This window comes from Mucilaginibacter frigoritolerans (genome assembly GCF_007830615.1).
Classification (GTDB): Bacteria; Bacteroidota; Bacteroidia; order Sphingobacteriales; family Sphingobacteriaceae; genus Mucilaginibacter; species Mucilaginibacter frigoritolerans.
Genome location: NZ_VLLI01000005.1, coordinates 316467 through 337573 on the forward strand (window position 1 = coordinate 316467; position 21107 = coordinate 337573).

At 39.4% G+C, this 21107-nt stretch carries 25 protein-coding genes and 1 riboswitch; of the genes, 10 read left to right on the forward strand and 15 right to left on the reverse strand.

Annotated features, from left to right (window positions below; all coding sequences use genetic code 11):
- Nucleotides 1-52: 52 nt before the first annotated feature.
- The 3 genes from JN11_RS10500 to JN11_RS10510 are packed head-to-tail and all read right to left on the reverse strand — an operon-like array spanning nucleotide 53 to nucleotide 1779.
- A complete protein-coding gene (locus JN11_RS10500) occupies nucleotides 53-655 on the reverse strand; it encodes a DNA-3-methyladenine glycosylase (RefSeq protein ID WP_144912347.1) in 603 nt (200 codons plus the stop codon).
- A 2-nt stretch (nucleotides 656-657) separates the two neighbouring features.
- Nucleotides 658-1302 carry an alpha/beta hydrolase gene (locus JN11_RS10505; RefSeq protein WP_144912348.1) on the reverse strand — a complete coding sequence of 215 codons (645 nt, stop codon included), beginning with the start codon at nucleotides 1300-1302 and terminating at the stop codon, nucleotides 658-660.
- Entirely contained in the window at nucleotides 1303-1779 is a 477-nt protein-coding gene (locus JN11_RS10510; RefSeq protein ID WP_144912350.1) for a GAF domain-containing protein, read from the reverse strand.
- Between the two features lie 111 nt (nucleotides 1780-1890).
- Here JN11_RS10510 and JN11_RS10515 point away from each other — a divergent pair, with 111 nt between their 5' ends.
- The 4 genes from JN11_RS10515 (at nucleotide 1891) to cobC (ending at nucleotide 4763) form a co-directional block, all read left to right on the forward strand.
- Nucleotides 1891-2139 (forward strand): hypothetical protein, encoded by a 249-nt coding sequence (locus JN11_RS10515; RefSeq protein WP_144912352.1) that lies wholly within the window; start codon nucleotides 1891-1893, stop codon nucleotides 2137-2139.
- 211 nt (nucleotides 2140-2350) lie between these two features.
- Complete coding sequence (gene cobT, locus JN11_RS10520; protein ID WP_144912353.1) at nucleotides 2351-3388, forward strand: nicotinate-nucleotide--dimethylbenzimidazole phosphoribosyltransferase; 1038 nt, start codon at nucleotides 2351-2353, stop codon at nucleotides 3386-3388.
- Complete coding sequence (locus tag JN11_RS10525) at nucleotides 3388-4152, forward strand: adenosylcobinamide-GDP ribazoletransferase (protein WP_144912355.1); 765 nt, start codon at nucleotides 3388-3390, stop codon at nucleotides 4150-4152. The genes cobT and JN11_RS10525 overlap by 1 nt, the downstream gene beginning before the upstream one ends.
- Nucleotides 4152-4763 carry an alpha-ribazole phosphatase gene (gene cobC, locus JN11_RS10530; RefSeq protein WP_144912357.1) on the forward strand — a complete coding sequence of 204 codons (612 nt, stop codon included), beginning with the start codon at nucleotides 4152-4154 and terminating at the stop codon, nucleotides 4761-4763. The genes JN11_RS10525 and cobC overlap by 1 nt, the downstream gene beginning before the upstream one ends.
- Here cobC and JN11_RS10535 read toward each other — a convergent pair.
- The 6 genes from JN11_RS10535 to JN11_RS10560 form a co-directional block, all read right to left on the reverse strand.
- On the reverse strand, nucleotides 4717-5448 hold the full coding sequence (locus tag JN11_RS10535) for a Dph6-related ATP pyrophosphatase (RefSeq protein WP_144912359.1): 732 nt from the start codon (nucleotides 5446-5448) through the stop codon (nucleotides 4717-4719). The two genes, cobC and JN11_RS10535, sit on opposite strands and share 47 nt — an antisense overlap.
- 23 nt (nucleotides 5449-5471) lie before the next feature.
- The gene (bluB, locus tag JN11_RS10540) at nucleotides 5472-6125 is read right to left on the reverse strand and encodes a 5,6-dimethylbenzimidazole synthase (RefSeq protein ID WP_144912360.1); all 654 of its coding nucleotides are present in this window, start codon (nucleotides 6123-6125) and stop codon (nucleotides 5472-5474) included.
- Nucleotides 6126-6129: 4 nt separating this feature from the next.
- Entirely contained in the window at nucleotides 6130-6816 is a 687-nt protein-coding gene (locus tag JN11_RS10545) for an SIR2 family NAD-dependent protein deacylase (protein WP_144912362.1), read from the reverse strand.
- Nucleotides 6816-7319 (reverse strand): bifunctional adenosylcobinamide kinase/adenosylcobinamide-phosphate guanylyltransferase, encoded by a 504-nt coding sequence (locus JN11_RS10550; protein ID WP_144912364.1) that lies wholly within the window; start codon nucleotides 7317-7319, stop codon nucleotides 6816-6818. Before JN11_RS10550 ends, JN11_RS10545 begins: the two co-directional genes overlap by 1 nt.
- Before the next feature lie 67 nt (nucleotides 7320-7386).
- Nucleotides 7387-7965: a DUF6580 family putative transport protein gene (locus JN11_RS10555; RefSeq protein WP_144912366.1), complete on the reverse strand. Its 579-nt coding sequence runs from the start codon at nucleotides 7963-7965 to the stop codon at nucleotides 7387-7389.
- A gap of 51 nt (nucleotides 7966-8016) precedes the next feature.
- On the reverse strand, nucleotides 8017-9936 hold the full coding sequence (locus tag JN11_RS10560) for a TonB-dependent receptor plug domain-containing protein (protein ID WP_170227736.1): 1920 nt from the start codon (nucleotides 9934-9936) through the stop codon (nucleotides 8017-8019).
- Nucleotides 9937-10039: 103 nt separating this feature from the next.
- A riboswitch (cobalamin riboswitch) is annotated at nucleotides 10040-10242 on the reverse strand.
- A 46-nt stretch (nucleotides 10243-10288) separates the two neighbouring features.
- On the opposite strand from JN11_RS10560, the gene JN11_RS10565 reads away from it, so the two are divergent.
- From JN11_RS10565 to JN11_RS10575, 3 genes are all read left to right on the forward strand, one after another.
- Nucleotides 10289-11530: a serine hydrolase gene (locus JN11_RS10565; RefSeq protein WP_144912371.1), complete on the forward strand. Its 1242-nt coding sequence runs from the start codon at nucleotides 10289-10291 to the stop codon at nucleotides 11528-11530.
- A gap of 94 nt (nucleotides 11531-11624) precedes the next feature.
- Nucleotides 11625-12347, forward strand: coding sequence for an SRPBCC family protein (locus JN11_RS10570; protein WP_144912372.1), 723 nt, complete (start codon nucleotides 11625-11627; stop codon nucleotides 12345-12347).
- Nucleotides 12348-12488: 141 nt separating this feature from the next.
- A complete protein-coding gene (locus JN11_RS10575) occupies nucleotides 12489-13181 on the forward strand; it encodes a DUF2461 domain-containing protein (protein WP_144912374.1) in 693 nt (230 codons plus the stop codon).
- Between the two features lie 92 nt (nucleotides 13182-13273).
- Here the strand turns inward: JN11_RS10575 and rplT are convergent, their stop codons facing one another.
- From rplT to JN11_RS10605, 6 genes are all read right to left on the reverse strand, one after another.
- Nucleotides 13274-13618: a 50S ribosomal protein L20 gene (gene rplT / locus JN11_RS10580; protein WP_144912376.1), complete on the reverse strand. Its 345-nt coding sequence runs from the start codon at nucleotides 13616-13618 to the stop codon at nucleotides 13274-13276.
- 76 nt (nucleotides 13619-13694) lie between these two features.
- On the reverse strand, nucleotides 13695-13895 hold the full coding sequence (rpmI, locus tag JN11_RS10585; protein WP_094570984.1) for a 50S ribosomal protein L35: 201 nt from the start codon (nucleotides 13893-13895) through the stop codon (nucleotides 13695-13697).
- Between the two features lie 110 nt (nucleotides 13896-14005).
- Complete coding sequence (gene infC / locus JN11_RS10590; RefSeq protein ID WP_144912377.1) at nucleotides 14006-14572, reverse strand: translation initiation factor IF-3; 567 nt, start codon at nucleotides 14570-14572, stop codon at nucleotides 14006-14008.
- A gap of 1 nt (nucleotide 14573) precedes the next feature.
- The gene (thrS, locus tag JN11_RS10595; protein WP_144912379.1) at nucleotides 14574-16499 is read right to left on the reverse strand and encodes a threonine--tRNA ligase; all 1926 of its coding nucleotides are present in this window, start codon (nucleotides 16497-16499) and stop codon (nucleotides 14574-14576) included.
- 265 nt (nucleotides 16500-16764) lie between these two features.
- Complete coding sequence (locus JN11_RS10600) at nucleotides 16765-17493, reverse strand: (Fe-S)-binding protein (protein ID WP_144912380.1); 729 nt, start codon at nucleotides 17491-17493, stop codon at nucleotides 16765-16767.
- A gap of 137 nt (nucleotides 17494-17630) precedes the next feature.
- The gene (locus JN11_RS10605) at nucleotides 17631-18146 is read right to left on the reverse strand and encodes a GNAT family N-acetyltransferase (protein ID WP_144912382.1); all 516 of its coding nucleotides are present in this window, start codon (nucleotides 18144-18146) and stop codon (nucleotides 17631-17633) included.
- A 119-nt stretch (nucleotides 18147-18265) separates the two neighbouring features.
- Here JN11_RS10605 and JN11_RS10610 point away from each other — a divergent pair, with 119 nt between their 5' ends.
- From JN11_RS10610 to JN11_RS10620, 3 genes are all read left to right on the forward strand, one after another.
- The gene (locus JN11_RS10610) at nucleotides 18266-19846 is read left to right on the forward strand and encodes a carboxylesterase/lipase family protein (RefSeq protein ID WP_144912384.1); all 1581 of its coding nucleotides are present in this window, start codon (nucleotides 18266-18268) and stop codon (nucleotides 19844-19846) included.
- Between the two features lie 59 nt (nucleotides 19847-19905).
- Entirely contained in the window at nucleotides 19906-20508 is a 603-nt protein-coding gene (locus JN11_RS10615) for a Crp/Fnr family transcriptional regulator (protein ID WP_144912385.1), read from the forward strand.
- Between the two features lie 130 nt (nucleotides 20509-20638).
- The gene (locus JN11_RS10620; protein WP_144912387.1) at nucleotides 20639-21079 is read left to right on the forward strand and encodes a carboxymuconolactone decarboxylase family protein; all 441 of its coding nucleotides are present in this window, start codon (nucleotides 20639-20641) and stop codon (nucleotides 21077-21079) included.
- The last annotated feature ends 28 nt before the right edge of the window (nucleotides 21080-21107 follow it).

Consider the following 21107-nt stretch of genomic DNA (forward strand, 5'->3'; position numbering starts at 1 on the left):
ACAACAAGTCGTAAAGCGGGCGAAGAAAAGGATTTGACCAAAATTAGTTAAATTATTTGTTTGGCTTGCTTACGTAAATATTCCCTTTTACATAAAACCGGTAAGGCAGTAAGGCATCTTCGGCGGCATAGGATACACCTATTCTTGGACCCGCCATGATTTCACTGTCCGGATAAGATAGGCCGCGATCTTCAATCCAGATAACATCGCTCTGCAGACTTAATGTATTTATTTTACGCGATATGCCCAATGCTTTAGCTACAGAGCCAGGCCCTGAAGTGATATTGGGTTTCACAACCGGCATGTTCCGGCGCAGTTGCATCAGCTCCAGGCCTTCAGTCGGATTAATAGCTCTGATCAGTATGGCATGTGGTTGCCCTTCTACCGAAGTCACGATATTGAACATCTCATGAATGCCATAGCAGAGGTACACATAGCTGATACCTCCCTGCATAAACATGGTTTGTGTTCGGGGCGTTTGTTTGTTGCCATAAGCATGTGATGCTTTGTCAATAGCGCCATTATATGCTTCTGTTTCAACTATATATCCACCTGTAGTTATACCGTCAATACAGGTAAATAGATATTTACCAAGTAGGTCCCTGCTCAGTGCAACTACATCAGCACTATGATAATATGTTTCCGGCAGCTTCATTTTTAATTCAATATAGACTTTAGTATCTTATTTATTTCTTGCGCCTTATCAAATATCATAATGTGAGTGCCACCTTTTACAATAATAGCATCTTTGATCCTTTTATAAGAAAAAACCAAATCTCTATCGCCGGTTATGTGAATGACATTTGGAGGAATGGTCTTGTTCTTCCATTTTAAAACTGCTCCCATTGCCCATTTTATAAATACAGGTGATGATTTTTTAAGCATATCCCTAAAAAGCCAGCTATCCGCTTTACTCATATGCCCGAATAGTGGTTCTACCAGGGAATCCACGCTGGTAAATGCTTTGCCAGGAATGATTTTATAAATAGGGAATCTCCTGAAAAATTTAAAATACCCAGGCGCCTCATCAATAGTTTTAATACTTGAAATGAGAATTACTTTTTTAACCGGAAGGTGTTTGGCTATTTCAATGGCAATCATTCCACCCAATGAATTGCCAATTATTATTGAATTATTGCTTATATTGTATTGTGATACAATCTTTTGTGTATAAGTGGATAAAGTGTCGGTGCTATCAGGTGCTATCCAATCAACTCGGGTAACGTCGAACCCCTTTAAGTCGATATTATTATATACCCGGGTATCGGCCCCTAATCCGGGTATTAAAAATATTCTACTCATTTAAAAATTTACCAGTTTTACGATGGCTTCCAAGTATTGGGCATCGGTTTCGTCAAACTGATCCAGTTCTTCGCTATCCACATCCAGCACGGCTACTACCCTGCCATTATGAAATACCGGCACTACAATTTCGGATTGTGAAAGCGAGCTGCAGGCAATATGTCCGGGGAACTGTTCTACATCCGGAACAATTAGTGTTTTTTCCTGTTGCCATGAAGTGCCACAAACACCTTTTCCCAATGCAATGCGAGTACAGGCCACAGGTCCCTGGAACGGACCCAATACTAACTCATTATCTTTTACCAGGTAAAAACCAACCCAAAACCACTTAAATTGTTCTTTTAGAGCAGCACATACATTGGCAAGGTTTGCCACCAAATCAGCTTCGCCATAAAGCAAAGCTTCAATCTGGGGTAATAGTGACTGATACTGTTCTTTCTTGTCGGTTGATGCGGTTATGTTTAAATCTTCGGCCATGGTGCAAAAATAACATTGCTATGTTAAAAGTAATTAAGATGAATCTCATATTTAATCTTTTATTTAGCACACCTTACCACAAAAAAGGTAAAGCATCAAAACTTTTGAAACATGAGAATTATTGCAGAGCTACCACATCCCGAATTTAAAATATCCATTCTGAATATGAACCATAAGTTTATTGTAAAGATGGAGCAGGGGAACCTGGAACAGATCTATAAAATTGCAGAAGCCGATTTACTCGACGGGGTTAACAGTGTATTTGAATTGTTGGATGATGAATTTTTAAAAACCGTTTTGGCCCGCTTTCATGAAATGCGTAAGGATTTTAAGGAAAGTTATAACAGGTATAATTATTAGTTTTCTGTTTAATATATAATTATCTGAAAATTAAATACTTATATAGGTGTTAGGCGTTAAACAAAATTTAATTTGGCAGGTTTTATTAAAATTCAATTAAGAAGTACTTAAAGTAAATGAATTTACTATTCATGTATTTTAATTAAAATATTGATAATTAATTAGTTATAAAAAACACCAAATTATATTTGGCAATAAGAATATTATAGAAATGAAAGATTTTAAGGTAAAAAAGGTTGAAAAGTCGCTTGAAAAGGAACTTCAACACAAAATTGATTATAAAACGAAACCACTTGGTTCACTTGGAAAGTTGGAAGATATTGCATTGCAAATTGGGCTCATTCAGGAAACATTGAGTCCGAAGATCAAGTCCCCCACGGTGTTGGTTTTTGCCGGCGACCATGGAATTGCCAACGATGGTGTTAGCCCCTATCCGCAGGAAGTAACTTACCAAATGGTGATGAACTTTTTAAACGAGGGTGCAGGTATTAATGTATTTGCAAGGCAAAACGGCCTTGTTGTAAAAGTTGTGGATGCAGGAGTTAATTATGATTTCGGCAGCCTGGGCAAATTGCTTCATTACAAAGTAAACAAAGGAACCCGCAGCTTTTTGAATAATACTGCCATGGAGCGCATAGAACTAAGCGAGTGCTTTATAAAAGGTTCGGCCATTGTGAATGATCTTTTTGAGAAAGGCTGTAACTGTATTGCTTTTGGCGAGATGGGAATTGGTAACACTTCATCGGCTGCTATGCTGATGCATTACTTTACTGAAACCGATTTACATGACTGTGTTGGCCGAGGTACAGGCTTAGATAATAAAGGACTAAAAAAGAAAATCGGGGTATTAGAAGCCGCCGTTGAATTTCATGGAGAACTCGAAGATTGGGAAAAGATCATGATGGCTTTTTCGGGTTTTGAAATTGCTATGATGACGGGAGCCATGTTGCAGGCCGCTGAAAATAAAATGGTTATTTTACTGGATGGCTTTATTGCCACTACCGCTTATCTGGCAGCTTATAAACTATACCCGGAAATAAAGAATTATGTAATTGCCTGCCATTTATCGGATGAAAAAGGTCATAAACTATTACTGGAATATCTGGGAGTATCACCCTTGTTGAGCTTGGGTATGCGGCTTGGTGAAGGTACAGGAACCGCCATTGCTTTTCCAATAGTAAATGCATCTGTTAATTTTTTGAATGAAATGGCCAGCTTTGAGTCTGCTGGTGTAAGTAATAAGGAATAATGAAAAAAGAGGTCCGTATTTTTTTTACCGCATTAATGTTTTTCACTCGGATCCCCTGTCCTAAATGGGTTGATCATTCCGAAGAATATCTGAATAAATCATCCCGGTATTTTCCGATGGTTGGTATTTTGGTTGGATCGATAAGTGCTTTGTTTTTTTATGGGTTTCAATTCATTCTCCCTAAAGAAATTGCCCTTTTATTAAGTATGGCTGCCTCGATATTAACCACCGGCGCTTTCCATGAGGATGGCTTTGCCGATGTATGCGATGGTTTTGGCGGCGGCTGGACTAAAGAGAAGATTTTACTGATTATGAAAGACTCGCGCCTGGGTACTTATGGCGTAATCGGCATTGGCTTAATGCTGTTATTAAAATGGACGAGCCTGAATTATCTGCCAACAGAAACTATTGTTATAACTTTAATAGCAGGGCATGCGATCAGTCGGTTAAATGCCGTTTCACTAATCTTTACAGATGAATACGCTCGCGAAGATGATACCAGCAAAACCAAACCACTTGCTACCAAAATGAGCACGGGTGGATTAGCATTTGCCATTATTACCGGATTGCTTCCTTTGTTATTATTTGCCACTGTTTATGTTTGGATTACTTTAGTTCCGTTGTTGCTGGTGCGCTGGTATTTTTCAGGATATTTTAAAAAGTGGATAGGTGGTTATACAGGCGATTGCCTGGGAGCTGTCCAACAAGTGTCAGAAGTAGTGTTTTATCTTTCCTTACTGGTTATATTTAAATACGCTAACTAATGGAAATTTATCTAATCAGGCATACTGCCGTGCATAACCCCGGCAAACTTTGTTATGGACAATCAGACATAGCCCTAAAAGCTGACTGGCAGACGGCATTTAATACATTGAAAGAAACCTTAGGCGACAAAACAGACGGTGCCGTATTTTACTCGAGTCCTTTTGAACGTTGTACTCAACTAGCCCAGTTTTTGTCGGACGACAACTATCAAGTTGATCCGAAACTTTCCGAAATGCATTTTGGCGATTGGGAGCAAAAAGCCTGGACCGAAATTGATGAGGCTGTTTTAAATTTATGGATGGCCGATTATGTAAACTTCCGAGTTCCGGGAGGCGAAAACTTTAATAATCTGTATGATCGCTGTGCTCAATTTTGGGATGATTTGTTATTACAAACGCAACCCAAAAGTTACATCCTGAGTCATGCAGGTGTTATCCGGTCGTTGCTTGCTTATGTTTTAAAAATTCCGCTCGACAAAGTTTTTCAACTGGATATCGACTATGGCACCATTACAAAAATTACCACAAGCGGCAAAGATGACCAATATCAAAAAGTGAATTATATCAATTATCAGGCAACAGATCACAATACCAAAAACCAGATATTGTAGTAACCGGGTTGGATGAAAAGCAGGTGTCGTCTGTATTTTTCGGTGCGGCATATTGCTTAAATACCTTTTCACCTGTTTTATAATTTATTGGAGTTTTGAATATCGGTCCCTTAAAAACGAAGGTATGAAACTCTCCATTTTCGCCACAAACATCCACATCAACGGGTAGTTCACTAATCAGTTCGGGACTAATTTCCCGGCCAACAAAGTTTTCCAATCGGGCCTGTGTGCAGGCTATCACGGTTCCAAAACCTAATGTTAGAAATTCATTGATCAGTTCATGCGAGTCGCGTTTCCAGAGCGGGTAAATACCCGTCATGCCAATTTCTGCAAGTCTTTCATCACGATACTTTTTAAGGTCTTCCAAAAAAATATCGCCAAAAATAGAATGTGTAATCCCTTCTCCTTTTAATTTTTGCAGATGATGGCTCATAGTATCATCATATTCTTTCATTCCCGGCATTTCAGGCAGTCTGATCTCGTATAATGGAACACCGATACTTTCAGCCTGCATAACCAATAACTCTTCCCTTACCCCATGCATAGAAATACGATTAAGGGCATCATTAACCGTGGTAACCAAATATTTGATTTCGATATCAGGATTCTGCAAACAATGATATAGTGCAAGCGCACTATCTTTTCCACCGCTCCAGTTAAATATGCATTGTAGTTTTTGAGGCATGATGATGTATTGGTATTACTGTTTTAATAGGTTTCGTTAAAAATTAGTTCTGAAAGCTTTTTGCGGTTTTCCCATTTTAGAAGTTCTAATTCGGGTTGTTGTAAAAAGCCATTGGTATATCCGAGACAGAAATAGCCTATCAGTTTATTGTCTTTAGGTGCTTTCAGTATCTGCTTAACCTTTTCCGGGTCAATAATACTTACCCAGCCCATGCCAATATTAAGTGCACGGGCCATTAACCACATGTTCTGTATGGCGCAGACTACGCTGTACATACCCACTTCGGCCATGGATGTTTGTCCAAGTATGGGTTTGTCGGAACCTGCATAAAAGATGGCGATATTTAACGGAGCTTCAAAGATACCCTCCAGCTTTAGACGATTATATTCTTGTTGTTTTTCATCTTTGAAAAGTTTAGAAGCCTTTTCGTTTTCCGTGTTGAATGTAGATTTTACCTGTTCTTTTATCTCTTTACTTTTTATGATTACAAATTGCCAGGGCTGTGAAAAACCAACCGAAGGTGCATTTACCGCTGCCTCCAATATCTGACTGATCTTTTCTTCTTCGATAGTTTCATCGGTAAAACGGTTTCCTCTTACATCCCTCCTGTTCGTAATTATTTCAAGCAATAAATCCGCTTCGTGCTGCAGAAACAATCGTTCATTAAGATCTTCCATTTAATTAGGCATTTAATAATTCGTCAACCAGTTTGGGAACTCCAATAGTTGCTTTTTCTTCTATTTTAACCACGCCAGTTAAGTTATAAACGGTTGGTATTTTAGGATCGATGATGTATTTAACAATGTCAGTATCGACATAACCGATTAGGCCTGCCGCAGGATACACCGCTAGTGATGAACCTATTAATACAAAAATATCCGCTTCTCGGCAAATGTTCATGGCGGGTACAATCATAGGTACATCTTCGCCGAACCAAACTACGTGCGGACGCAATGGTGAACCAAATTCGCATTTCTCATTCATGCCGATCTCCCACCCGTCTATCGGGTAGGTAAGGGTTGCTTTTTTGCTTGATTGCGACCGTGTAATAACCCCGTGCAGATGGACTACATTGCTTGACCCGGCACGCTCATGCAGGTCGTCAATATTTTGGGTAATGATGGTAACCTTGTATTTTTCTTCTAACTTGGCCAAAGCAAGATGGGCTGCGTTTGGTTGCGCTTCCAATACTGATTTTCTTCTTTCATTATAGAACTGTTGTACTAAGACGGGATTGCGATGCCAGGCTTCAGGCGTTGCAACATCCTCAATATCATAACCTTCCCATAAGCCATCGCTATCGCGAAAGGTTTTTAGGCCACTTTCGGCGCTTATGCCGGCACCAGTAAGAATAACTACGTGTTTCATTACTTTAAGTCTAATGGTAGCCCTGATACCATAAAAATAGCTTTATCTGCCTTTGCGGCAATATGTTGGTTAATCCAGCCTTGCAAATCCGCAAACTTCCGACCTATTTCGGTATCGGCGTGCATTCCCATACCAATTTCGTTAGAAATAATGATCCAGGTGGCATCAACTTCGGCAAATTGATCAAATTCCTCTTTAATTAAACTTAAAGTTTCATCCACATGGTATTTGGTATCCGAAAAAAAGTTGGTGAGCCATAAGGTAACACAGTCCAATACCACTACCCTACCTTTTAAGGCTAGTTTTGAAGGATTTTTTTCTTCCTCAATGTTTTCCCAGCGTTCATCTCTATCTTGTTGATGGCGTTTAATGCGGCTTTTAAAATCATCATCCCATTTTCGGGCGGTTGCAAGATAAACAGGATTATCGCTTAAGCCTAAAGCCAGCTTTTGTGCATAGCTGCTTTTGCCAGACCGTGTGCCACCTGTAATATAATAGATCATAAAATTCAGCCTATAAAAAAAGCGACCTGCCTGAAGACTGATCGCTTTTTATTGATTTTTTATATAATTAAATAGCTAACTCTTTATTTAAACGCAGGAAAGTGAACTTTCTTTGAGCCAGTTCAAAGCCGCCAAATAGAATTGCGCTAAAAATAAGGGTAGCATAAAGCCCATTTAATTCAAAAGGAATTGCTGCGGCCAGTGATTCAAAGTAACCATAAAAGCTCTTTGAATATAATGTTCCTTGTAACCAGGGATCAATATCGGTAACTAACCAGTGAATAACAATAGTAAGTACTGAGCCTGCTGCAACATTTATAACAGTTACCTTTCTGATAAAGGTTCCTACCAGCACCATCAAGGCATAGGCTATATAAACCGGCAAAGCGCCGCTATAAAAGAGCATAAATTTGCCGAAATACATATAGTCCAGCGGTATATCACTTATAAATAAAATAACTAAAGGAACAAGAAATGCTTTCCATTTATCGGCAAAATAAGCTCCACCAAACATTGCAATTGCACCTACCGGAGTGAAATTGCTCCAGCCAGTAAGATGATTGAAATTGATTAATCTGGTAGCTGCGGCACAAATAATCATGAAGATTAATGCGCCATTTCTTAAGTTTATTTTTTTTAGTGACATAGCTAAATTTATGAGGTAAAAATACGGATTATACTTTCAAATAAACAATTCCTAATTGATCTGATATTTTACTCCGGCCATAAAATTAAACCTGGAGGTATTATATCCCAACCAATCGGTATATTTTTCATCAAGCAGGTTTTTTAAATCGGCAAATAGACTGATGTGTTTGTTTGCTTCAAATTGCAGATGCGCGTCAACCAGATTATAATGTTTTAAGGTTACATTGGAACCGGTTGTGAAATTCTCATCAGTCCTGTCACCAGTATACCTGTAATTTACACCAGCTGAAAAGTTGCTGATAAATTGATAATAGATATTAGCGCCATAAGTGTTTTTTGGTCTGCGGATAAGGTAATTGGTCACAACTCCGTTTACATCAGTCAATGCTCCGGTTACATAAGCATAATAGGCTGATGCTGTAAAATCATTGTTTTTATACTTTAACTCAGATTCAAACCCTTTATTTTTTTGGAATGAACCATTTTCATATTTTCCGTAAGGAGGGTCATTCTCTTCAATAAAATAGATTACATTCTTTGTATTGTATTTATAAAAAACGGTATTGAATGATAATGTGTTTTTAAGTATCTCCCAGTCAAAGCCAGCTTCATATGAAGTAGTTGTTTCTGGTTTTAGGTATGTGCCTCCATATTGGGAATATAATTGATAAAGGGATGGAGATTTAAAAGCAGAAGCTGTGGTTGCAAATATTTTAAGCTGATCAAATAATAATACAGAAGGACTTACTGTATAATTATACTTACTACCGTATTGGCTATCATGGTCATAGCCATTGCCTAATTCCATATGAAAAATTCCGGCTTTAAAGAATAGAGAAGCGTAAGCATTGAAAATATTATCTGTTGCTTGAGTTTTAGGTATTGTATCAAATGTGCTGAGTTGGTTGGTACTTCTATGTTTAAAATCAGCACCAGTTACAATACTAAAATACTTGCAAAATTCGTAATTGAAAATAGCCTCTGCATCTGTAATATTTCCGGTGTTTTTTTGGTATGATGCAAAATCAAAATTGGTTGGGCCCGCTAGGTCATTATAGTTGTTCTTAACATCAGTTTCGCTAATGTTGATTTTCAGGTCACCTTTATGAATTTTTAAATCGGCACCTAAACCGCCAAATAGGAATGTATTGGCATAGGTATAGTTCTGGTCGTCAGTAAAAGCTTCCTGGGGTAAATGCCCTGTATTATAGCTGCCTTGAAAATTTCCATTTATTACCAAATTGTCGGATACCTTTTGATTCAGATTTACGCTTGCTGAACGCTGATGAAAATCATCATTCCTAAACCCACCTTTACCAGTAGTATCTGTAGCTGCTGGAAAACCATGCGAATCGGTATTCGATAAATTGATAGCAACTCCGGTGTTTTTTATATTTCCGTTAATACCTGCCGACTCTTTAAAGGTGTCATAAGAGCCGCCACTAAGCTGAACGTTGCTTTTTAAGCCTTGCCCTTTAGCGTGTTTGGTAATAATGTTGATTACACCAGCAACAGCGTCCGATCCATATAATGTAGAGCCACTGCCTTTTAATATTTCGATGTGATCTATCTGGTCGAGTGGAAAAGCATTAAGATCATAACTGCCATCAATTGTCGATGGATTATTTACCGGAAAACCATCAATAAGGATCAATGTATTACCGGTTGTAGCCCCGCGCATATAAACATCGGAGCTAATTCCAGGAGCATTATTGGCACCTGAAAAAACAATACCCGGAACGGTGTTTAATAATTGAGGCAGCGTTTTACCTTGTGCGTGTTTGATGTCATCTGCTGTAATTACACTAACTACACGGCCAATTTCTGATTGCTTTTGTGGCGAACGTGTAGCTGTTACTACTACATCATTAAGTACTTTAGTAGTGTCTTGTGCGTGTGCTGCTGTATTAAGCAACACCAGTTGGACAAGCCCCAGGCCTGTAGCAACTAAAACATAATTTTTTTTCATGTTGTTGTGAGTTTTAACCCACAGCATACAGAAATGAACAGAATGGAAACAAACAACCAACAAAGAAGAGTTTCACATCCAAGCCTCAATCCCCGAAAGCTATGAATAATATAGTGCTGAGGCAGGTCTTCTGACTTACTCCCCGTTTGCCCGGTCTTCCCATTCCGTTTTAGCGGAACAGTGACTAATTGATTGGACAACAGTTTATGGAGCTTACAGCTGCGGGACAGTAACGGAATTACACCGTATTCCCTTTTAATTTCTTATGGTATTATCCTTAAGAAAACCTAAAGCGATGCAAAAGTAAGATAAGAATTAACAAACACAAACTATCATTCGTATATTTAATTTGATGAAATATTTTTGTACTATAACCCTGTTAATGATCAACATGCTTTCGTTGGCACAATCGCCCGATACAACTTTTCTTAAAAATCTGGTAGAATCCCACCAGGAGCTATTTAGTCACATTCTTAATCATCCTACACATAATGAAGTGCAAATACTTTACACTCAAATAGACAGGGATGAAAACAATGTGCCGCACTTTAAATCATTTAGCTACCGGCTTAACGCTAAACACTATTTTTATCCTGCCAGCACTGTAAAATTGCCTACAGCTATCTTTGCACTTGAGAAACTAAATGAGTTGAATATACCTCATCTGAATAAAAATACCGTAATGAAAACGGATAGTTCCTTCGAGGGTGAAACCAGGATGATTCAGGATAGTTCAGCTTATAATTTGTTACCCAGCATTGGTAATTACATCAAAAAAATATTACTGGTAAGCGATAATTATGCTTATAACCGGCTTTATGAGTTTGTTGGCCGCGCTGAAATTAATGCAAAATTAAAAAAGTATGGTTTAAACAATACACGCATTATTGGACGATTAGCTATAGGCGATGGCGGCGATGCCGCAAAACACACTAATGCAATTGATTTTTATAAGGGAGAAAAATTAATCTATCATCAGCCTAGCCAATATGACAATAACGATTATCCTATGCATTTGGATAATATGTTACAGGGTAAGGGGTATATTAATGGCAATAATCAGTTAATAATGCAACCATTTGATTTCAGCAACAAAAATGTTTATACTATTGCTGATCAGCAAATGGTACTGAAGCGTTTATTGTTCCCCGAGGCTTTTCCGGAAGATGAGCAATTTGATCTGAAACCTACCGATTACGATTTTTTGTATCATTATATGAGCATGTTTCCCAACGAGAGCCACTACCCTTCTTATAGTTCGGACTACTATCCTGCTTTTTGTAAATTTCTGTTTTACGGAGGTGACAGTACTGCTGTAATTAATCCTGATATCAGGATATTTAATAAAGTGGGCGATTCATATGGCTACGATATTGATAATGCTTACTTCGTCGATTTTAAAAACAAGGTTGAGTTTATACTTACTGCTGTAGTTCAATCAAACGACGATGGTATTTATAACGATGACAAATATGAATATAAAACGATATGCCTTCCTTTTTTAAAAAACCTCGGTCAGGTAATTTATCAATATGAACTAAATCGACCTAAAAAATATTTACCCGATTTGAAAAAGTTTAAGTTTAGCTATTAGTATATTCTTTTAGTGATGTTTTTGTTTAATTTCATTTAAAGAAAACCTCCTGTATTAATGTTTGTTGAAATAATAAACCTCTTTAAACATTATTATGGCAACAACAACATTGCAAAGGATAAACGGATACGAACCCGTTTCTGCACATAACAGCATAAATTTAAACTGGTCCGAGCGCTATGTGTCTATAGCTGCGGGCGTACAACTTAGCCTTTCAGGAATAAAACATTTATTTAAAAGTCCTTTTACCAGCTTGCTGAAACTTGGAGCAGGCGGTTATTTGTTAAACAGGGGTGTTACCGGGCATTGTGAATTGTATTCGCAGGCTGGGAAGGTAAATACCGATCCGGTTAATATCAGGATCAAATCTTCCTTTAAAGTAAATAAATCACGAAAGTTTGTTTATGAGTTTTGGCGTCAGCTGGATAATTTGCCGTTGTTTATGAATCATTTGAGCCGTGTTAATGTAATTGATGATGAACGCTCCCACTGGGTACTTAAATTGCCCACCGGAGTTGCCAAAATAAGCTGGGATGCCGAAATTGTAATGGATGTGCCCTACGAACTCATTGGCTGGAGCTCAGTTCCTGGTTCTGCGATTGATAATGCCGGTAAAATAAGGTTCAGGGATGCGCAGGATGGCGGAACGCTGATTGATCTGATAATCAGTTATCAGCCCCCTGCCGGAGGATTAGGTGCAGGCCTTGCCCATGTACTTAACCCTGTGTTCAAAAACATGATTGATGCCGACGTGCAAAATTTTAAGCAGTTTATGGATTTGGAAGATAAAGATGATGTGGTAATTATTGTGAACTAGAAGCAATCCAACCATTATCAACAGATTAATTTAAATACTAAGGGGCCGCCTCAATAATATGAAGCGGCCTCTTTTACTTTTACTTTTACTTTTGGGTGATTTACTTTTGATTAGTTTTGATCACTTACTCAAGACTCAAAAATGGCTCCGATTACTATAAACATAGATTCTATTGAATTTCTGAAAGATCTCTCCAAAAACAATAACCGCGAATGGTTCAATACCTATAAAGACCGCTATGTTGAAGCACAGAATAATATTGTTGCCTTTGCTGATGCCCTGATTATAGAAATGAACAGGCATGATCAAATCGAAACCGCCTCAGGTAAAAAAAGCTTATTCCGGATTTATAAAGATGTACGTTTTTCAAAAGATAAAATGCCATATAATACCCATTGGAGCGGATCTTTAAAAAGGGCTACTAAAAAGCTTAGAGGCGGTTATTATTTTAGGCTTGAACCAGGAAATTCATTTATTGCTGCCGGTTTTTTCGGGCCTGAACCAAACGATATGAAAAGGATAAGGCAGGATATTGATGCCAATTATGAAGACTGGGGAAAACTGCTTGCTAACCCAGCACTGGTAAAAACATTTGGGAAAATGAGAGGAGCGCAGATCAAATCCGCTCCGCGGGGATATGCAAAAGATCATCCTGCAATTGATCTCTTACAGTATAAACAGTTTTTGTTTAAGTACGAATTTAGTGATGAGGAGATACTCAACTCCGATTTTTTATTTAAGGTGAATGCAATATTTAAAAATATGCGCCCTTTTTTAGATTATATGAGTGAGGTATTATCAACCGATGCCAATGGTATATCTATTTTAGATTGATATTGTATAGATGGTGAGGCCTAAAAGCAAAAAAAGCTGTCTCTTTTTACAGAGACAACTTTTTTCCTTGTTTTTAAAACGATATTTTTAAATTATTTTACTGCATCAACAACTGCTTTAAAAGCATCCGGATGATTCATAGCTAAATCAGCTAATACCTTACGGTTTAAACCAATTTCTTTTGCTGTTAATTTACCCATTAATTGAGAGTAAGAAATTCCGTGCTGACGGGCACCAGCGTTAATACGTTGGATCCATAAAGCTCTGAACTCTCTTTTCTTGGTTTTACGGTCGCGGTAAGCGTACTGTAAGCCTTTTTCAACTGTGTTTTTAGCAACGGTATACACCTTGCTACGTGAACCCCAATAGCCTTTGGCTAGGTTCATGATTTTTTTCCGGCGTCTTCTCGACGCTACTGCGTTAACTGAACGTGGCATGATTTTGTTTTTTGGTAGTGAGTGCCAGTTTTAATACTGAACTTTAAACTCTAATACCTGGTTAAAAAATTGTTAATTACTTACCTATGCAAAGCATACGTTTTACGTTACCCATGTCAGCATCAGAAACTAAACTGGTGTGAGTAAGGTTACGCTTACGTTTTGTCGACATCTTGGTTAAGATGTGGCTTTTGTAGGCGTTCTTCCTGGTGATTTTACCTGTTCCAGTAAGCTTAAAGCGCTTTTTGGCACTGGAATTGGTCTTCATTTTTGGCATAACCGTCTGTATATGTATTTATTTAATTAATTCTTTTTTTTAGAACTGAGATTTGGGACGTGAGATTTGAGAATTCTTTTGTCTCACATCTCCAATCTAATATCTCACATCTATTTCTTCGCTCCCTTAGGGGTAACGGTTAAAAACATGCGTTTACCTTCAAGCTTTGGTAATTGCTCCACCTTACCCACTTCTTCAAGCGCCTGTGCAAAACGCAATAGTAATATTTCACCCTGCTCTTTGTAAACAATTGCACGCCCTTTAAAGTGTACGTAAGCTCTTACCTTTTCGCCCGCTTCCAAAAACTTAATGGCATGCTTTAATTTAAATTCAAAGTCATGATCATCGGTATTCGGTCCGAAACGGATTTCTTTGATAACGGTCTGCTTGGCGTTACTTTTAATTTCCTTTAACTTTTTCTTCTGCTCGTAAATAAACTTGTTATAGTCTGTTACTTTACAAACAGGAGGCACCGCATTGGGAGATATCTCTACCAGATCCAATTCCTGCTCCTCTGCTATTGCCAGGGCATCCCGTAGTGAATAAACTCCCTGCTCCACATTATCGCCCACAAGGCGAACTTCCTGAGCACGGATAAATTGATTGATGTTGTGTTCAGCTTCCTTTTTCTTAAATGGTAGCCTTGGTCCTCTGTTGAAAGGTTTGTTTAATGCCAATTTATACTGTTATTTCTTTAATTATTTGTTTTTTAAATTCCTCTATGCTCATACTTCCCAAATCACCCTGGCCATGTCTCCTTACAGAAACCAAGCCTTCGGCTGCTTCTTTTTCACCAACAATCAGCATATAGGGGATTTTTTTGACTTCAGCATCACGTATCTTACGTCCTATTTTCTCATCCCTGAAATCAATAAGCCCGCAAATATCGGAATCTTTTAATGATTCTGAAAGTTTTTTTGCATAATCTTCATATTTTTCTGAAATAGGCAAAATAATAAACTGCTCAGGCGATAACCACAACGGGAAATTACCAGCGCAATGTTCAATCAATACGGCAATAAACCTTTCCAATGAGCCGAATGGCGCCCTGTGAATCATTACCGGGCGGTGTTTCTGGTTATCGCTTCCGGTGTATTCCAGTTCAAAACGCTCAGGTAAATTGTAGTCAACCTGTATAGTTCCCAGCTGCCATTTTCTGCCTAAAGCATCCTTCACCATAAAATCAAGCTTAGGGCCGTAAAACGCTGCTTCACCTAATTCTACAACAGTTTTTAATCCTTTTTCTTCAGCAGCCTCTATAATAGCTGATTCGGCCAGCGCCCAGTTTTCATCAGTGCCAATATACTTGGCCTTATTTTCCGGGTCGCGAAGTGATACCTGTGCAGTATAGTTTTCAAAGCCCAGGGCTGTAAATACGTATAATACCAGGTCAATTACTTTTTTAAATTCTTCTTTTACCTGGTCAGGACGGCAAAATAAGTGCGCATCATCCTGAGTAAATCCACGTACACGGGTTAAGCCATGCAGCTCGCCGCTTTGTTCATAACGGTAAACAGTACCAAACTCCGCATAACGTACCGGAAGATCCTTGTACGAACGTGGCTTGGTTTTATACATTTCGCAGTGATGCGGGCAGTTCATCGGTTTTAAGAAGAACTCCTCACCTTCCTGCGGTGTTTTTATAGGTTGAAAAGAATCCGCACCATATTTTTCATAGTGGCCCGAAGTTACATACAGGTTTTTATGACCAATGTGCGGTGAAATTACCTGCTCGTAGCCAGCCTTTACCTGTGCTTTTTGCAGAAAATTTGTAAGGCGTTCGCGCAATGCAGCTCCTTTAGGTAACCATAATGGCAGGCCCATGCCTACCTTTTCAGAAAAGGCAAACAGTTCCATTTCTTTACCCAGCTTGCGGTGGTCGCGTTTTTTGGCTTCCTCCAGCAATTGCAGGTATTCGGTAAGCTCACTCGCTTTAGGGAAAGTTACGCCATAAATACGGGTAAGCTGTTTACGGCTCTCATCGCCGCGCCAGTAAGCACCGGCAACGCTCATCAGTTTTACAGCCTTTATAAAGCCTGTATTAGGGATGTGCGGCCCGCGGCACAGATCGGTAAAGTTACCTTGTGTATAAAAGGTAATAGAGCCATCAGGCAGATCCTTAATCAGGTCGAGCTTGTACTCATCGCCTTTTTCGGTAAAATATTCAATAGCATCGGCTTTGCTAACTGGTTTGCGTACAAATTCTTCTTTGGTTTTAGCCAGTTCCAGAATTTTGTCTTCTATCTTTTTAAATTCTTCTGATGAAAATTCGCGATCACCAAAATCAACATCATAGTAAAAGCCGGTTTCAATTGCCGGACCGATACCAAATTTAGTGCCCGGATAAAGCGCTTCCAAAGCCTCGGCCATTAAGTGGGCCGATGAATGCCAGAAGGTTGATTTACCCTGCAGATCGTTCCAGGTTAACAGTTTAATAGAGGCATCCTGCTCAATAGCACGACCTGCATCCCAAACCTGTCCGTTTACTTCTGCTGCTAATACGTTTCTTGCTAATCCTTCAGAGATCGACTGTGCGATTTGAAAGGAACTTGCTCCTTTTTCATACTGACGTACAGAACCATCAGGGAGAGTAATGTTAATCATCTACAACTATGATTTAAATTTTATAATTTGTGTTACTTGTTTAATCACCTACCAAGTGATCTTTAATTTTTGTGGTGCGAATTTAAGGAATTATTTTGAAAGGGATGTGTTGATATTGTAATGATTTTTAGAGGATAATTTTGATGTTGTAGCCAACAAGAGTAAGTGGCCGGCCACTTACCGGTAAGTATTCTTTGTTTTTATTTTGGTGCTATAATCTTGACCTCATTAATTCCGCAATCGAAATTCCGACTTCCGCAATCCCCTATACATTCCCCCATCCCATCGCCAAAACATCAGCCAGGTGGTAAGTTTTAATGGGAAGGTTGTTTTTGTCGATATAGCTTTGAAGGTGCATTAAGCAGGATGCATCGGTGGAGATAATATATTCTGCTTCTGCCTCAAGCGCATTGTCAACCTTTTGTTGCGCCATGGCTGTTGATATGGCATCAAACTTAACGGCAAAAGTACCGCCAAATCCACAGCAGGTTTCATTGTCCATCAAATCTACCAGATCCAATCCCAGTACTTTTGATAACAGCTGACGTGGTTCGGTTTTAATTTTGCATTCGCGTAAGGCAGCGCAGCTATCGTGATAAACGGCTTTACCGTCCAGCTCGGCACCAAAATAGTCAACCTGTAAAATATTCACCAGGAAGTCTGAAAGCTCATAGATATTGCCCTGCACATTGCGGCATTTGTTGTGTACGGCGGTATTGGTAAACAGATCGTTATAATAGTTTTTCACCATGCCGGTGCAGGAGGCCGATGGGGTTACAATTACGCTATCGGTAGGAAAATCATTTAAAAATTTGCTACCTATTGCTTTGGCATCGTCCCAAAAACCGGCGTTAAAGGCAGGCTGGCCGCAACAGGTTTGCGATGGATTGTAGTTGACTGTGCATCCTGCTTTTTGAAGTACTTTTACGGTATTAAAGGCAGTTTCAGGAAATAATTGATCAATAAAACAAGGAATAAACAGTTCAATATTCATCAGCAATAATTAAAGGCGCTAAATTCCGAATTTTCCTTAAGCTTTCTATCCTTTACGGGTAAAGAAAATAAAAGGAATATTTTGGATCAGATAAATATACAAATACCGGGAGGATTTGTGTGGAGTATTGCAGATTATTAGGTTTTCTTTATTTCATAGTGATAAAAAGATCTGTATTCACCCTGTTCAAAATACTCCTGCGTAAACCCCAGTTTTTCAATTACCCTTATGGATGCATCGTTACCTGCCTGTATACTGGTTACAATACGTTGTATATCCAGTTTATTAAAGCCGAATTCAATAAAAGCACGCCCAGCTTCAGTAGCAAATCCGCGACTCCAGTAAGGTTTTGCAATATAAAGTCCCAATGATGCCTCGCCTGCGATCGGACTGCCATCTTTATCAAAATGTGGATAAATTCCGCATCGGCCTACGTATTTATTTTCTGGCTTATAAATGGTGGCCCACATAGCTAAATTATTCGGAGCGCGTACCAAACCCGGTAGGAATCGGTTTTCGGCTTCTTCGCGGGTACGCGGCTTTCCACCCACATAGCGGCGCACATCCGGGTCCATCTCCATAGCACAATAAGCATCTATATCTCTCAGCTCCTGCTGCCTGAATAATAGCCTCTCTGTTTCCAATAAGATCATTTATGATATTGATGTTTAGTTTTTAAATAATTGATTATTATTGTTACATAATGGGACATTGGTAATTTATAAATTTACAATACAGTTTCATTTCCTCCATATCAATTTTAAACCAATTTATGAGAACTTATTTTAGTTTTTTAACGCTCCTGATATTTATGATGAGCAGCGCAATGGCACAAAACAATCCGCAGGTTAAAATCAGCAATGGCACTTTAGAAGGCACCTTCAATGCTGCTACCGGCATCAATAGCTTTAAGGGCGTTCCGTATGCATTACCACCGGTGGGCGATCTGCGCTGGAAAGAACCGCAGCCTGCTGCCAACTGGACAGGCGTACGCAAGGCTGATCATTTTGGCCATATGGCGATGCAAAAGCATGTTTTTAGCGATATGATATTCCGCGGAGATACCACCAGCGAAGACTGTTTATACCTTAATGTATGGGTGCCTGCAAAACAATCAGCCAAAAAACTACCTGTGTTAGTATATTTTTATGGCGGAGGATTTGTTGCCGGTGATGGTTCAGAAACTCGCTATGATGGTGAAAGTATGGCACAAAAAGGAATTATTGCCATAACTGTAAATTACCGTTTGGGCATATTCGGCTTTTTCTCCCATCCTGAATTAACCAAAGAATCGGCACACCATTCATCCGGAAATTATGGTTTGCTGGATCAAAATGCGGCCCTACGTTGGGTGCAAGCCAATATAACCACCTTTGGTGGCGACCCTAAACTGGTAACTATAGCAGGCGAGTCGGCAGGTTCTATTTCTGTATCTGCACAGATGGCCTCTCCCCTTTCAAAAGATTTAATTAACGGTGCAATTGGCGAAAGCGGCGCTATGATTAAACCGACCGCTCCGGCTATACCATTGGCCGAGGGAGAACAAAATGGTGTAAATCTGGCTACAAATTTAAACGCAAACTCGTTGGCCGACCTACGCGCTTTTCCAGCGGCGCAATTACTTGATTATGCATCAAAACCAGGCAATTTCAGGCTGGCAGCAACGGTGGATGGTTATTTTCTGCCAAAAACACCTGCTGCCATTTTTGAGGCAGGAGAACAAGCTCATGTGCCCTTGCTGGTTGGCTGGAACTCTACCGAAGTACCTTATCAGGCGCTGATGGGTGGAGATATGCCAACACCAGAAAATTATGCTGCAAAGGTAAAGCAGCAGTTTGGGGATAATGCTGCAGAGGTTTTAAAACTCTATCCCGGAACAACACAAGAAGAGGTAATTAAATCGGCCACTGCATTAGCCAGCGACAGATTTATAGCCTACAGCACCTGGAAATGGGCCGACTTACAAACAAAAACCGGAACTAAACCGGTATACCGTTACTTATTTTCATGTCCAAGACCCCCGGAAGTTAATCCTGTTTCTATCTTTAATAAATTGCCACCAGCATTGGTAGGTGCCTCACACGCATCAGAAATTGAGTTTGCAATGGGCAACCTGCAATACAATAAAGTTTACGCATGGACACCTGTTGATTATAGTGTATCGGCAGCTATGCAAAACTACTTTGCCAACTTTGTTAAAACGGGCAATCCGAATGCAGCAGGTTTACCTGTGTGGACACCAAATACCAATGGCAGTGTGGTAAAGTTCATCAATATCAATTCTAACACCGAGCTTCAAACAGAAACCAACGGTGCTCGTTATTTGTTTCTGGATAAGTTTTACAGTAAATAAAATATCAATATTAAAGCGATGGGTTTAAAACCCGTCGCTTTGAATAATTACTCATCAACATGTATCCGCAGCTGCTTGCTCATATAAAAAAGTACGTACAGCTAACACTGCAGGAGGAGCAATCGCTTTGTGATAAACTGGAACTTATCAAACTAAAAAAGAAAGCTTTTTTACTGGAGCCTGGCGAACATTGCAAAGGAAATTACTTTGTGGTGAAGGGGTGCATGCGGCAGTTTCTGGTGAACAATAAGTTGAACGAGCAAATTATACAGTTCGGTATTGAAAACTGGTGGATTGCCGACCAGGATAGCCTGATGGCCAATAAACCTTCCAATTGTTTTATACAGGCTGTAGAGGCTTCGGAACTGTTGCTGCTTACGGAAAAAAGCAGGTCTCCCCTATTTGAATCGATACCTAAACTGGAAAGCTATTTCCGTATTATGATGCAAACCGCTTTTGTGGCTGCGCAGCGCAGGATAGGTTTTATTTTTAACATGACGGATGAGGAACGTTACCGATACTTCGCCCGGCTGTATCCTGATTTTATGCAACGCGTACCGCAATACATGCTGGCCTCTTACCTGGGCTTCACACCACAGTTTTTGAGCAGACTAAGGGCTAAAGGGGCCTCACCTAAATCCTCTCCGGGAGAGAGGACTTAAACTTCGCGCTTTTTAAATTTAAAGCCCTCTCTTCCCGAGAGGGTTGGGATAGGCTAATTGATTTTCTTAAACTCAGTTCATTTTTTGAAGGGCTTTTGTTGCTGAACTTTGATTTATCAAATAAAACAAAATGAGCAACAGAATTAAAATTAACCAGGCAGATCCGGCCGCATACAAAGCTATGATGGCAATGGAACATTATGTAGAAAGCACAAGTCTTACCACCAAACACAAGGACCTTATAAAAATAAGGGCATCACAAATAAACGGCTGTGCTTACTGTATCGATATGCACACCCACGATGCCCGCAAAGCCGGTGAAACCGAACAAAGGATTTACGCACTTAATGCATGGCGCGAAACGCCGTTTTTTGACGAACAGGAAAGAGCCATATTGGCCCTTACGGAAGAGGTTACCTTAATTAGTAACAAGGTATCTGATGAAACCTATAACAATACAGCAGCGTTGTTTGATGAAGCTTATTTGGCGCAGATTATTATGGCTATTATTACTATTAATGCCTGGAATAGAATTGGTGTAAGTACTAAGATGGAACCAGCTTTGGTTTGAATGGAGTTAAGCATTACGAAGCTCTGTA